The following is a 12709-nucleotide window of genomic DNA, read 5'->3' as shown; positions in this document are numbered from 1 at the left end:
CGGCTTCTCTATCCCTGGAGAAGCCCTGCGCTTTACGTGGCGCGCATTGTTGCTGAATCATCCCAAACGAATGTTCAGGCTTTGAGCGTCCCCGGTGCGGGCGGCGCTGATCAGCTGTTGCCGTGACCCTGCGCTCAGTGGATTCAGCCACGTGACGACCGTGTGGCTGCGGCCCAGGCGTAATGCTTCGCAGGCCAATTGCTGAGCGCTTTGGGCGCCGCGCGGTTGTAACAGCAGGATCCGTTCGCGATTCAATCCAGCGTCCCGCAACCAGGTCTGGGTCAGGCTGGCAGGCGGTGCAATCAGGGTCAGCCAGCGTGCGTCCTGATCCTCGCTCAATTCGCGAAGAATCGGTGCCAGCAGGTTCAGACAGTTCCCGGCCGCACCGCGCAGTGACAGCTCACTGAACGCTTCGGGTTCGTTATTCCACGGACGCTCGACGACATCCTTGAGGATGGGGGCGAGCGGTTGCGCCAGAAACGCTTCGAACAACGGCAGTTGTGTTTGCTGAGGTGCGTGTGGGAACTGCATAAAGCCTCCTTTAGCGGCGGATGACGCCGACACTCAAGCCTTCGATAACCAGCTCCTGGTCTTTCAGGTTGACTTCGATAGGGGCGAACTCGGGGTTTTCGGCAATCAGCCAGACTTTACTGCCGTCACGCTTGAAGCGTTTGACGGTGACTTCATCGCCGATCCGCGCAACCACGATCTGACCGTTGCGTGCCTCGCGGGTGGTGTGAACCGCCAGCAGGTCACCGTCGAAAATGCCGATGTCCTTCATGCTCATGCCATGAACGCGCAACAGATAATCGGCGCGCGGATGAAAGAAGGCCGGGTTGATGTTGCAGGACTCTTCGATGTGCTGCTGGGCGAGAATCGGCGCGCCGGCAGCCACTCGACCGATGATCGGCAGCGTGGACTCGTCGACCTTGGCTTCGAAACCTGGAATTCGAATGCCGCGAGAGGCGCCCGGAGTCATTTCGATTGCGCCTTTGCGAGCGAGCGCCTTGAGGTGCTCTTCGGCCGCGTTGGGCGACTTGAAACCCAGTTCCTGAGCGATTTCCGCACGGGTCGGCGGGTAGCCGTTGTCTTCGAGGCAGCGTTTGATAAAGGCCAGAATCTCGGCTTGGCGTGGCGTCAGCTTAAGCATATTGATCGCTCTGTCTTTTTATACAGTGACTGGGATTATATACAGTGAAGCGGTCTTGGCAATGATCGTTTTTTGCCATGCCGCCGGACGGTCAGTGACGACCCAGATTAATGTGGCGTCCTTGTTGTGGTTAAATATCTGACTGACCATTCCCAAAACGAACCGGCAGGCTTGACAAGGCACAGACTGAAACGTATGTTTCAAACAAGTGTTTGTCAGGCGGAGTAGCCATGGCCCAGTCGGAAACCGTTGAACGCATTCTTGATGCTGCAGAACAGCTGTTCGCGGAAAAAGGTTTTGCTGAAACCTCATTGCGTCTGATCACCAGCAAGGCAGGGGTCAACCTCGCTGCGGTGAACTATCACTTCGGCTCGAAGAAGGCGCTGATCCAGGCGGTTTTCTCGCGCTTTCTCGGTCCGTTCTGCATCAGCCTCGACAGAGAGCTGGAACGCCGTCAGGCCAAACCAGAGAACAAGCCTTCGCTCGAAGAGTTGCTGGAAATCCTCGTCGAGCAAGCGCTGGTGGTACAGCCACGCAGCGGCAACGATCTGTCGATCTTCATGCGTTTGCTCGGTCTGGCCTTCAGTCAGAGCCAGGGCCACTTGCGCCGTTATCTGGAAGACATGTACGGCAAGGTATTCCGCCGCTACATGCTCTTGGTTAACGAAGCTGCCCCGCGTATTCCTCCGATCGAACTGTTCTGGCGCGTGCACTTCATGCTCGGCGCTGCGGCGTTCAGCATGTCCGGGATCAAGGCCTTGCGTGCGATTGCCGAGACCGATTTCGGCGTCAACACCTCCATCGAGCAGGTGATGCGTCTGATGGTGCCGTTCCTGGCAGCCGGCATGCGTGCCGAAACCGGCGTCACCGACACGGCAATGGCCACCGCGCAGTTGCGGCCACGGAGCAAATCCGCGCCGGCACCTGCCAAGGTTTAACCCTCCATGGGTGGGCGCGGCAGCTGACATCCGCTAAGCTAGCCGCCCATGTCGACTCTCGTTCTGAACCCGTTTCTCATAGAAATCACCGACCCGCCGGGCAATGCCCCAGGCGGTGATTTCGTGGGCGACGGGTTTTTCGTTTTCAAGGAATTTCTATGACTGCTGGCCTGCAAGGCTCGTTGATGGTGGACGTCGCCGGTACCTGGCTGACGGCCGAAGATCGCCAATTGTTGCGCCAGCCCGAAGTGGGCGGCCTGATCATCTTCGCCCGCAACATCGAGCATCCGCGCCAGGTGCGCGAGCTGAGCGCGGCGATCCGTGCCATTCGTCCGGACTTGCTGCTGGCGGTGGACCAGGAGGGCGGTCGCGTCCAGCGTCTGCGTCAGGGCTTCGTCCGTTTGCCAGCCATGCGCGCCATCGCTGATAACCCGAACGCCGAGTATCTGGCCGAGCAGTGCGGCTGGATTATGGCCACCGAAGTGCTGGCGGTCGGACTCGACCTGAGCTTCGCGCCGGTGCTGGATCTGGATTACCAGCGCAGCGCCGTGGTCGGCACCCGTTCTTTCGAAGGCAATCCGGAGCGCGCCGCACTGCTCGCAGGCGCTTTCATCAAAGGCATGAGCAGCGCGGGCATGGCCGCCACCGGCAAGCATTTCCCCGGCCATGGCTGGGTGGAAGCCGACTCCCACGTCGCGATCCCCAACGACGAGCGCAGCCTCGAAGAGATCCGCGCCAACGACCTGGTGCCGTTCGCCAGACTCAGCAAGCAACTGGCCGCGGTCATGCCGGCTCACGTGATTTATCCGCAAGTCGACACACAACCTGCCGGTTTCTCCCGGCGCTGGCTGCAGGACATTCTGCGTGGCGAGTTGCAGTTCGACGGCGTGATCTTCAGCGATGACCTGTCGATGGCCGGCGCCCACGTGGTCGGCGACGCCGCCAGCCGTATCGAAGCGGCACTGAGTGCCGGTTGCGACATGGGCCTGGTGTGCAACGACCGCGCAGCTGCCGAGCTGGCCCTGAGTGCCGCGCAGCGCATGAAGGTCAAGCCGTCGCCGCGCATCGCACGCATGCGCGGTCAGGCATTCGCCAATACCGAATACCGTCAGGATCCGCGCTGGCTGACCGCTGTCGGCGCGCTCAAAGACGCTCAACTGATCGATTAAGGATTTTTTCGCTATGACGGTTTACGCAATCATCGGCGGCACCGGTCTGACCCAGCTGGAGGGCCTGAGCATTCGCCAGTCGCTGGCGGTGGATACGCCTTACGGGGCGCCATCGGCCGAAGTCCAGATTGGCGAATACGCCGGCAAGGAAGTGCTGTTCCTCGCTCGTCACGGTCACCCGCATCGCTTCCCGCCGCACAAGGTCAACTATCGCGCCAACCTGTGGGCGTTGAAGCAGGCCGGGGCCGAAGCGATCATCGCGGTCAACGCCGTGGGCGGGATTCATCCTGCAATGGGCACCGGACATTTCTGCGTGCCGCATCAGATCGTGGACTACACCAGCGGTCGCGAGCACACCTATTTCGCCGATGATCTGGAACATGTCACACACATCGACTTCAGCTTTCCCTACAGCGAACCGCTGCGTCAGCAATTGATTGCTGCGTTGGCTGCGGAAGGGTGCGAGTACAGCGATCAAGGCGTTTATGCCTGCACCCAGGGCCCGCGTCTGGAAACCGTGGCCGAGATCGTGCGACTGGAGCGTGACGGCTGCGACATCGTCGGCATGACCGGCATGCCGGAAGCGGCGCTGGCTCGCGAGCTGGATCTGGATTACGCGTGTCTGTCGCTGGTGGTGAACCCGGCTGCGGGCAAGACCACGGAAGTGATCACCATGGCCGAGATCGAGCAGGCGTTGCACGACGGCATGGGCAAAGTGAAGTCGACGTTGGCGCGGGTGCTGAAGGGCTGAGTCTGGCTCGAAACCGAGTCGAGCCATTCGCGGGCAAGCCCGCTCCCACAGGTTAAGCGCTATCTCTGTGGGAGCGGGCTTGCCCGCGAATCGATCTGGTAGACGACAAAGACTTCAGCGCTTGTCGAATTTGTCCGGCAGCGGCGCAAACAGCGCCTCGATATCATCACTCTGCAATTTCCAGTCCCCGGCCTTGCGCCCATCCAGCACGCCGGCCGCCAGGTCGGATTTTTCCCGCTGCAAGTGCTGAATCTTCTCCTCGACCGTGCCCCGGGCAATCATCTTGTAGACGAATACCGGCTTCTCCTGGCCAATGCGATACGCGCGGTGGGTTGCCTGATTCTCGGTCGCCGGGTTCCACCACGGATCGTAGTGAATCACCGTGTCCGCTTCCGTCAGGTTCAGGCCCACACCGCCGGCCTTCAGGCTGATGAGAAAGATCTGACGCTTGCCGCTCTGGAATTCCTTCACCGGTGTGCGCCGATCACGGGTCTGTCCCGTCAACAGCGCATAGGCGACGTTGCGTTTTTTCAGTTCATCCTCGATCAGTGACAGCATCGAAGTGAACTGCGAGAACAGCAGAATCCGCCGGCCTTCCTCAAACAACTCCTCGAGCATTTCCATCAGGCTGTCGAGCTTGCCTGATGTGCTGCCGCGAGCGGGCAGGGTGGCGTCATTGACCAGGCGCAAATCGCAACAGACCTGACGCAGCTTGAGCAGCGCCTCGAGAATGATGATCTGACTGCGCGCCACGCCTTTACGGGTGATTTCGTCGCGAACCTTTTTATCCATGGCCAGGCGCATGGTTTCGTACACGTCGCGCTGCGCTTCGTTGAGCTCGACCCAATGAATGATTTCGGTTTTCGGCGGCAGCTCGGTCGCAACCTGCTCCTTGGTGCGGCGCAGCAGGAACGGTTTGATCCGACCGTTGAGGTGCTGAAGTCTGACTTCGCTGGCGCGTTTTTCAATCGGCACGCGGTAATCGGCGTTGAAGCTTTTGACGTCGCCGAGCCAGCCGGGCAGCAAGAAGTGAAACAGTGACCACAGTTCACCCAGATGGTTTTCCAGCGGCGTCCCGCTCAGACATAGGCGCTGACGCGCATTGAGTTCACGGGCAGCCTGGGCGGCTTTGCTGTTCGGGTTCTTGATGTACTGCGCCTCATCCAGCACCAGCACGTGCAGCGGCTGCTGGGCCAGACGTTCGACATCCTTGGGCAGCAGCGCATAAGTGGTGAGGATCAGATCGTAATCGGCCAGATGCTCGAAGTGCTTTTTACGACTGGCGCCGTACAGCGCGACAACCTTGAGCTGTGGCGTGAAGTGCGCCGCTTCGTCGAGCCAGTTGGGAATCAGGCTGGTAGGCATTACCACCATGCTCGGGCGATCCAGGCGTCCGGCGTTCTTCTCGCTGAGAATGTGCGCCAATGTCTGTAGGGTTTTGCCCAAGCCCATGTCGTCCGCGAGAATCCCGCCGACCTCAAGTTGCCGCAGCGACTGCATCCAGCTCAAGCCTTCGAGCTGATAAGGACGCAGCGTCGCATTCAGCCCCTTCGGTGCTTTGGCGCTGTAATCGCGGATGTCGCGCAAGCGCTGGGCGAAGCTGCGAATCTGCTCGCCACCCTCCCAGAGCAGGGGAATGCCTTCCAGTGAATTCAGGCGCGTGGCGTCGGCCTTGCTCAGGCGCAGGGTGGTTTCGCCCGGCTCCTGCATATAAAACTCGCCAAGGGTCGCCAGCACCGGCTTCAGCCGGCCGAGGGGCAGGGCGACTTGCAATGGCCCGTGCTCGCTGTTGCGTTGCGGGATGTTCACCAGAATCAGTTCATCATCGCGACGGCGGGCGAGACGTTCCGGGTTGAGGATTTCCGTGTGCGAACGCATCAGGTTGAGCAGGATCGGCAGCAGGCTCAGGCGCTCACCGTTGACGATGATCCCCAGCTCCAGATCGAACCAGTCGCGTTCCGGCGTCTGCTCGACGGTGGCGTACCAGTCGTCCACGGCAGTCAGGTCGAAACCGAACTCATCATCGACCAGCAGCTCCCAGCCCTGAGTGCGCAGCTTCGGCAGATCGTTGAGGGTGAACGTCAGCCAGGCGCTGTCGTTGACCATCTCGTAGAGTTCTCCGGCGCTTTCCGGCAGGGCTTTGCTCTGCCGGGTGGCGATGCGGAAACCGAGAATTCGCAACTGCTCGCGGTAGCTTTGCTCGACGTCCGGATGGCGCTTGACCCGCAGGGTCTGCGCTTCCTGGCGAATCAGAATGTCGCTGTTCTTCTGGCCGCTGACGTATTCGTCGAGGTAACTGAAGGACAGCGCCGCGCGATGCTGGATATAACGCTGCATTTTGCCGTTACGCGGTTCGAATGCGCTGAACTCGACGCTGGCCAGCCACAGACGCGGCACCGGTTGCACGTTGTCCACCAGCACTTGCGGCGGCGCTTTCGGGCTGCGGTTTTCCAGTACGGCCTGGAGTTTTTCCAGCAGTTCGGCGTCTTTGGCGGCGGCGGGGTATTCGAGGGTTTCCTGCACTTGCAGCAACACCGCCGCGCAATGTTTGCAGTTGCTGTGTACCGGGCAGGTGCAGGTGGCGTCGACCATCAGCAGCGTGCCTTTGGCCGACTCGCGCAGATGAATCGTCTGACGGTACACATTACCGCCAGAACCTTCGCAGCTGGCGGTAATGGTCGCGTCGCCGACCTGCACGAATCGCACCCGGTTTTCCAGGGCATAGCGGCGGCCACGCTCCAGGCTTTGTTCCTTGAACCGACTGACCCAGGAGGAGGCCAGCGGTTTACTCAGAGGCGGGGACATAAGGACTTCAGTCAGTCCGGAATGGCTTCAGGCGCTTCCCGAGGCGCGGGCGCCGTCAGTGAAGTGATCTTGATCAGCAGGGCCAGGTGGCCGTTATCGAGGTAGTTGAGTTGGCCATTTTTGGTATGGCTGTCCTGTTTCAGACGCTCGCTGGCGGTGACCATGCCGTTGGCGTCGATCTGGTTGACCCAGAAATCGGCGTTCACATCGGTGAAGCGCCCGAGCTTCATTTCAATCGTGCCTTCGATCGGGAACTGGCCGAACTGCTCCTGACCTTCGCTGACCGCCACTTTGGCAGGCGTTTCGCCCAGCGTCTGCTGCCAGGCTTTGTGCATCAGCACGCTGTACTCGCCGCTGGCGGTGAGTTTGGTCACAACGTCGTTCAGCGCCGGCGTGCGTTTACTGTCATCGCCCAGCCGCTGGGCGCCCGCCGCCCAGTCTTCCGGTGCCGCGCGGCTGACAATCGCCGGGACGGCGTTCTGGCGCACCAGAATCATTTCGACCTGATACAGGTCATCGGCAAACGCCGTCGGTGCTACCAGAGTCAGTAGCAAGGTCAATGAGCGAAACAGGCGCATGCGGCGTCCTTCAAGCAGTTTTCGGGATGAGGCGCTCGAACAGCGCCTCCACAGTATTAAAGCGCTCTTCCGGGCGCTCCATCGGCACCTGGAACTTGAACATCGTGGCGCCTTCGAATTTGTAGCGTTTTGGCTGACTCTGGATCAGTTTGATCAGGGTCATCGGATCGACCGGCGTCTGTGCCGCGAACTCGATGCGCCCACCTTGCGGGCCGCCATCGACTTTCTTGATGCCTAACTGTTCGGCCTGCAATTTCAGCGCCGTGATGCGTACCAGATTCTTGGTCGGCTCTGGCAGCAGACCAAAACGGTCGATCATCTCGACTTGCAGATCCTTCAGGCCTTCCTCGTCGGTGGCCGAAGCGATGCGCTTGTACAGGATCAGGCGTGCGTGTACATCCGGCAGATAATCTTCCGGAATCAGCGCCGGCACCCGCAGGTTGACTTCCGGGCCACCGCCGAGCGGTTGGTCGAGGTTCGGCTGTTCGCCCTTGCGGATCGACTTCACCGCGCGCTCGAGCATTTCCATGTACAGCGTGAAGCCGACAGCCTGAATCTGCCCGCTCTGACCGTCGCCCAGCAGTTCGCCGGCGCCACGGATTTCCAAGTCGTTGGTGGCCAGCACGAAACCCGCACCCAGATCCTGAGTATTGGCAATCGCCTCCAGGCGTTTTTCCGCATCGCCAGTGATTTGCTGGCGCGGCGGGGTCAGCAGGTAGGCGTAAGCCTGGTGGTGACTACGACCAACGCGGCCGCGCAACTGGTGCAACTGCGCCAGACCGAACTTGTCGGCACGCTCGATGATGATGGTGTTGGCGCTCGGCACGTCGATGCCGGTCTCGATGATGGTCGAGGCGATCAGCACGTTGAAGCGCTTGTGATAGAAGTCGCTCATCACCTGTTCGAGTTCGCGTTCGCGCATCTGCCCGTGGCCGATGCCGATCCGCGCTTCCGGCACCAGTTCGGCCAGTTCGGCGGCGCACTTCTCGATGGTCTTCACGTCGTTGTGCAGGTAGTAAACCTGTCCACCGCGCAGCAGCTCACGCAGCAAGGCCTCTTTGACCGTGCTCTTGTTCTGCTCCATGACGAAGGTGCGCACCGACAGGCGTCGCGCCGGCGGCGTGGCGATGATCGACAGGTCGCGCATGCCCGACACCGCCATGTTCAGCGTGCGCGGAATCGGCGTGGCGGTCAGCGTAAGAATGTCGACTTCGCTGCGCAGAGCCTTGAGCTGTTCCTTCTGACGGACACCGAAACGGTGCTCTTCGTCGATGATCACCAGCCCGAGATTTTTGATTTTGACGTCGTCCTGCAGCAACTTGTGGGTGCCGATGACGATGTCGATGTTGCCCTCGGCCAGTTCGGCCACCGCAGCGTTGACTTCCTTGGCCGACTTGAAGCGGCTCATCACTTCCACGGTCACCGGCCAGTCGGCGAAGCGGTCGCGGAAGCTGTTGTAATGCTGCTGGGCGAGCAGGGTGGTCGGCACCAGGATCGCCACTTGCTTGCCGCCGTGCACGGCGATGAACGCGGCGCGCATGGCGACTTCGGTCTTGCCGAAACCCACATCGCCGCAGACCAGTCGATCCATCGGTTTCGGCGAAAGCATGTCCTCGCGCACGGCCTCGATGGTGGATTGCTGATCCGGGGTTTCTTCGAACGGGAAACCGGCGCTGAAGGTCGCGTAATCGGCCTTCGGGTCGGCGAACGCATAACCTTCGCGGGCGGCGCGGCGGGCGTAGATGTCGAGCAGTTCGGCAGCCACGTCGCGCACTTGCTCGGCGGCCTTGCGCTTGGCTTTCTGCCAGGTCTCGGAGCCGAGGCGGTGCAGCGGGGCCAGTGCGTCGTCGCTGCCGGTGTAACGGGCGATCAAATGCAGGTTGGCCACCGGCACGTAGAGCTTGGCGTTCTCGGCGTATTCGAGGGTCAGGAATTCGGCGGCCTGATTGTCGATTTCCAGAATCGTCAGGCCGAGATAACGACCGACGCCGTGGTCGATGTGCACCACCGGCGCGCCTTCGCGCAGCTCGGTGAGGTTCTTGATCACCGCATCGTTGTTGGCGTCGGCGCGTTTTTCGCGACGGCGGCGCTGCATCACGCGCTGGCCGAACAGCGGACTTTCCGCGACCAGCGCCAGCGCCGGGTCGTCCAGCATCAGGCCTTCGTCGAGCGGGGCAATGGTGATCGCCAGGCGATCCTTGCTCGCGACGAAGTCCGGCCAGCTGTCGACGGTTTTCGGTCGCAGCTTCAGGCGATCCAGCAACTCCAGCAGCACTTCGCGACGACCTGCGGATTCGGCAGTGAACAGCACGCGTCCCGGGAACTCGTCGAGGAATGCCGAAAGTGCGGCTAACGGCTGGGTAGCCTTGGCTTCGATCGCCAGATTCGGCAATGCCTGCGCCGGGAAGCGCTCGCGCCCGACGCCAGTTTCCACGTCCTGCTGGCTGGCAACCACGCGCGGCCAGTTCTTCAGGCGGGCGAAGCAGTCTTCCACCGGCAGGAACAGTTCGGCCGGCGGCAATAAAGGACGGGATGGGTCGACGCGACGCTCTTCATAACGGTTGCGCACATCGTTCCAGAAGTTTTCCGCCGCCTGCTCGATGCCCGGCAGCGAGAACACTTGAGTGTCCTGCGGCAGGTAATCGAACAGGGTCGAGGTTTCTTCAAAGAAGAGCGGCAGGTAGTACTCGATGCCGGCCGGTGTGATGCCGCTGCTCAGGTCCTGGAAGATCGGGCAGCGGCGGAAGTCGACGTCGAAGCGCTCGCGAAAGCGCGCCTTGAAGCGGGTGACCGCGTCTTTCTGCAGCGGGAATTCCTTGGCCGGCAGCAGCTTGACCGAATCGACTTTGTCGATGGAGCGCTGATTTTCCGGATCGAAGGTGCGCAGGGTTTCGATTTCGTCGTCGAACAAGTCGATGCGATAAGGCAGTTTGCTGCCCATCGGGAACAGGTCGATCAGTGCCCCACGTACGGTGAACTCGCCGTGCTCGTAGACCGTGTCGACGTAGCGATAGCCACTGGCTTCGAGCCGTGAGCGCATCTGCTCGACATCGAGTTTCTGCCCGACATCCAGCACCAGGCTGCTGCCGAGCAGGAATTTGGTCGGCGCCAGACGGTGCAGGGCGGTGGTGATCGGCACCACCAGCACGCCATGTTCCAGCTCCGGCAGCCTATAAAGGCTGGCAATACGCTGGGAAATGATGTCCTGGTGCGGCGAAAACAGATCGTAGGGCAGGGTTTCCCAGTCGGGGAAATGCAGCACCGGCAAATCCGGGGCGAAGAAACTCAGCTCCTGCTCCAGCCGTTCGGCACTCTGGCTGTCGGCGGTCAAAAGCAGCGTGAAGCGCTTGGCAGCGCTGGCAGCCTCGGCAATCGCCAGGCTCAGGGCGGCACCGGGGAGGTTGCCCCAGTGCTGTTTACCTGCCGCGGCAGGGAGAAGCGGTAGACGCAGAACAGGCACGGAAGGTTGAGCTCCAGGCGTTGCGACAAAGTCGGTAATTGTAGCGGCGTCCGGTGCCGCCTGTCAGTTGCAGGATGCGTCTATCTGCACCGTTTGGGAAAAATGTAGTGGTAACCATAAAAACCAGCGCTTTTTTTACGGTTATGTAGTGCCAAAAGTCGGTGGTGTTACGGAGGGTTACAGACATCGTCTAACAGTCGTCGAAAAACTGACTGCGCTGGAAGCCCCGTATTTACTGGGCTGGCGGAGGGCGTTATTTTTTTGAACGGATTTTTGTTACCGATTGCGCGACAGGCGCGCATTGCTACAAGAGGTTCTCGGCGGCATAATGTAGCCCCTTTTTTCTGCCCCTACATGTGGAAGGTTACCGTGACTCAGAAGCCCGACCAGTGTCTTGGTGAATGGATCGACCGTGAAGCACTCGCAGAAGCGATGATTCCGCTTATCGGTCAGCTCTACCGCAACAACAACGTGGTGAGCTCGATCTATGGCCGCAGCCTGATCAACCAGTCTGTCATCGCGATTCTCAAAGCTCACCGCTTTGCTCGCCACCGTTCTGCCGACGACAGCGAACTCTCCGTCCACGAAACATTCCCACTGCTCAAGGCCATGAGCGAGCTCAAGCTCGGCGCGGCCTCGGTAGATCTGGGCAAGCTGGCGTACAAATTCCGCAACGAAGGCAACGGCCGCACCGCCGAGCAGTTCGTGCGTGAAGAAATGGCTGACGTGGTTGGCCAGCAAAACGCTTCGGCCCGCAAAGGCACCGACGTTGTGCTGTACGGCTTCGGTCGTATCGGCCGTCTGCTGGCGCGTATCCTGATCGAGAAAACCGGTGGCGGCGACGGCCTGCGTCTGCGTGCCATCGTGGTGCGCAAGGGCGCCGAAAACGACCTGACCAAACGCGCCAGCCTGCTGCGTCGCGATTCGGTACACGGTTCGTTCAACGGCACCATCACCATCGACGAAGAAAACAACACCATCACCGCCAACGGCAACCTGATCCAGGTTATCTACGCGAAGAATCCTACCGAAGTGGATTACACCCAGTACGGCATCAAAGATGCGCTGCTGGTGGACAACACCGGTGTATGGCGTGACGCCGATGGTCTGGGTCAGCACCTGGCGTGCCCGGGTATCGACCGCGTTGTTCTGACCGCGCCTGGCAAGGGCAAGCTGAAGAACATCGTTCACGGTATCAACCACAACGAAATCACGGCTGACGACAAGATCGTGTCCGCCGCTTCCTGCACCACCAACGCCATCGTGCCGGTGCTGAAAGCCGTGAATGACAAGTTCGGCATCATCAACGGTCACGTCGAAACCGTTCACTCGTACACCAACGACCAGAACCTGATCGACAACTTCCACAAGGGCGATCGCCGTGGCCGTAGCGCCGCGCTGAACATGGTCATCACCGAGACCGGTGCCGCCACCGCTGCTGCCAAGGCCCTGCCTGAGCTGGCCGGCAAGCTGACCGGTAACGCGATCCGCGTTCCGACGCCGAACGTGTCCATGGCCATTCTCAACCTGAACCTTGAGAAAGCCGCCTCCCGTGAAGAGATGAACGAGTACCTGCGCTACATGGCGCTGCACTCCGATCTGCACAAGCAAATCGACTTCGTCAACTCGCAGGAAGTGGTTTCGACCGACTTCGTGGGCTCGCGTCACGCCGGTGTGGTCGATGCTGAAGCGACCATCGTTCAGGACAACCGCGTTGTTCTGTACGTCTGGTACGACAACGAGTTCGGCTACAGCTGCCAGGTGGTTCGCGTGATGGAAGACATGGCCGGTGTAAACCCGCCAGCGTTCCCGCGCTAAGCCTTAGCTGCAAATGAAAACGCCCCGACTCTGGTCGGGG

At 60.7% G+C, this 12709-nt stretch carries 9 protein-coding genes; 4 read left to right on the top strand and 5 right to left on the bottom strand.

Annotated features, from left to right (window positions below; translation table 11 throughout):
- Positions 1-57: 57 nt before the first annotated feature.
- Both sulA and lexA read right to left on the bottom strand, forming a co-directional pair.
- Complete coding sequence (gene sulA, locus AC07Y2_RS20505) at positions 58-531, bottom strand: SOS-induced cell division inhibitor SulA (RefSeq protein WP_039772796.1); 474 nt, start codon at positions 529-531, stop codon at positions 58-60.
- 10 nt (positions 532-541) lie between these two features.
- Entirely contained in the window at positions 542-1150 is a 609-nt protein-coding gene (lexA, locus tag AC07Y2_RS20500) for a transcriptional repressor LexA (protein WP_007953044.1), read from the bottom strand.
- A 230-nt stretch (positions 1151-1380) separates the two neighbouring features.
- Here lexA and AC07Y2_RS20495 point away from each other — a divergent pair, with 230 nt between their 5' ends.
- From AC07Y2_RS20495 to AC07Y2_RS20485, 3 genes are all read left to right on the top strand, one after another.
- Positions 1381-2088, top strand: a complete 708-nt coding sequence (locus tag AC07Y2_RS20495; protein WP_103386738.1) for a TetR/AcrR family transcriptional regulator — start codon at positions 1381-1383, stop codon at positions 2086-2088.
- 158 nt (positions 2089-2246) lie between these two features.
- Positions 2247-3257 carry a beta-N-acetylhexosaminidase gene (gene nagZ / locus AC07Y2_RS20490; protein WP_103386739.1) on the top strand — a complete coding sequence of 337 codons (1011 nt, stop codon included), beginning with the start codon at positions 2247-2249 and terminating at the stop codon, positions 3255-3257.
- Between the two features lie 13 nt (positions 3258-3270).
- On the top strand, positions 3271-4008 hold the full coding sequence (locus AC07Y2_RS20485) for an S-methyl-5'-thioinosine phosphorylase (protein ID WP_007953033.1): 738 nt from the start codon (positions 3271-3273) through the stop codon (positions 4006-4008).
- Between the two features lie 114 nt (positions 4009-4122).
- Here the strand turns inward: AC07Y2_RS20485 and AC07Y2_RS20480 are convergent, their stop codons facing one another.
- From AC07Y2_RS20480 to mfd, 3 genes are read right to left on the bottom strand one after another with little or no spacing between them, the layout of a single operon-like run.
- Positions 4123-6813, bottom strand: coding sequence for a DEAD/DEAH box helicase (locus AC07Y2_RS20480; protein ID WP_103386740.1), 2691 nt, complete (start codon positions 6811-6813; stop codon positions 4123-4125).
- 11 nt (positions 6814-6824) lie between these two features.
- Positions 6825-7391 carry a CsiV family protein gene (locus AC07Y2_RS20475; protein WP_074689243.1) on the bottom strand — a complete coding sequence of 189 codons (567 nt, stop codon included), beginning with the start codon at positions 7389-7391 and terminating at the stop codon, positions 6825-6827.
- Positions 7392-7401: 10 nt separating this feature from the next.
- Positions 7402-10851: a transcription-repair coupling factor gene (gene mfd, locus AC07Y2_RS20470; RefSeq protein ID WP_074689241.1), complete on the bottom strand. Its 3450-nt coding sequence runs from the start codon at positions 10849-10851 to the stop codon at positions 7402-7404.
- Positions 10852-11205: 354 nt separating this feature from the next.
- Between mfd and AC07Y2_RS20465 the strand changes: the two genes are divergently transcribed.
- Positions 11206-12669, top strand: a complete 1464-nt coding sequence (locus tag AC07Y2_RS20465; RefSeq protein WP_039772791.1) for a glyceraldehyde-3-phosphate dehydrogenase — start codon at positions 11206-11208, stop codon at positions 12667-12669.
- Positions 12670-12709 lie beyond the last annotated feature (40 nt).

The organism is Pseudomonas sp. GW456-12-1-14-TSB6 (assembly GCF_059424205.1).
This window is presented reverse-complemented; position numbering and strand designations above follow the sequence as displayed.

What these genes read in the sequence shown, in the direction of transcription:
- sulA (WP_039772796.1), bottom strand. Translation starts at nt 531, where the DNA reads ATGCAGTTCCCACACGCACCTCAGCAAACACAACTGCCGTTGTTCGAA.
- lexA (WP_007953044.1), bottom strand. Translation starts at nt 1,150, where the DNA reads ATGCTTAAGCTGACGCCACGCCAAGCCGAGATTCTGGCCTTTATCAAA.
- AC07Y2_RS20495 (WP_103386738.1), top strand. Translation starts at nt 1,381, where the DNA reads ATGGCCCAGTCGGAAACCGTTGAACGCATTCTTGATGCTGCAGAACAG.
- nagZ (WP_103386739.1), top strand. Translation starts at nt 2,247, where the DNA reads ATGACTGCTGGCCTGCAAGGCTCGTTGATGGTGGACGTCGCCGGTACC.
- AC07Y2_RS20485 (WP_007953033.1), top strand. Translation starts at nt 3,271, where the DNA reads ATGACGGTTTACGCAATCATCGGCGGCACCGGTCTGACCCAGCTGGAG.
- AC07Y2_RS20480 (WP_103386740.1), bottom strand. Translation starts at nt 6,813, where the DNA reads ATGTCCCCGCCTCTGAGTAAACCGCTGGCCTCCTCCTGGGTCAGTCGG.
- AC07Y2_RS20475 (WP_074689243.1), bottom strand. Translation starts at nt 7,391, where the DNA reads ATGCGCCTGTTTCGCTCATTGACCTTGCTACTGACTCTGGTAGCACCG.
- AC07Y2_RS20465 (WP_039772791.1), top strand. Translation starts at nt 11,206, where the DNA reads ATGTGGAAGGTTACCGTGACTCAGAAGCCCGACCAGTGTCTTGGTGAA.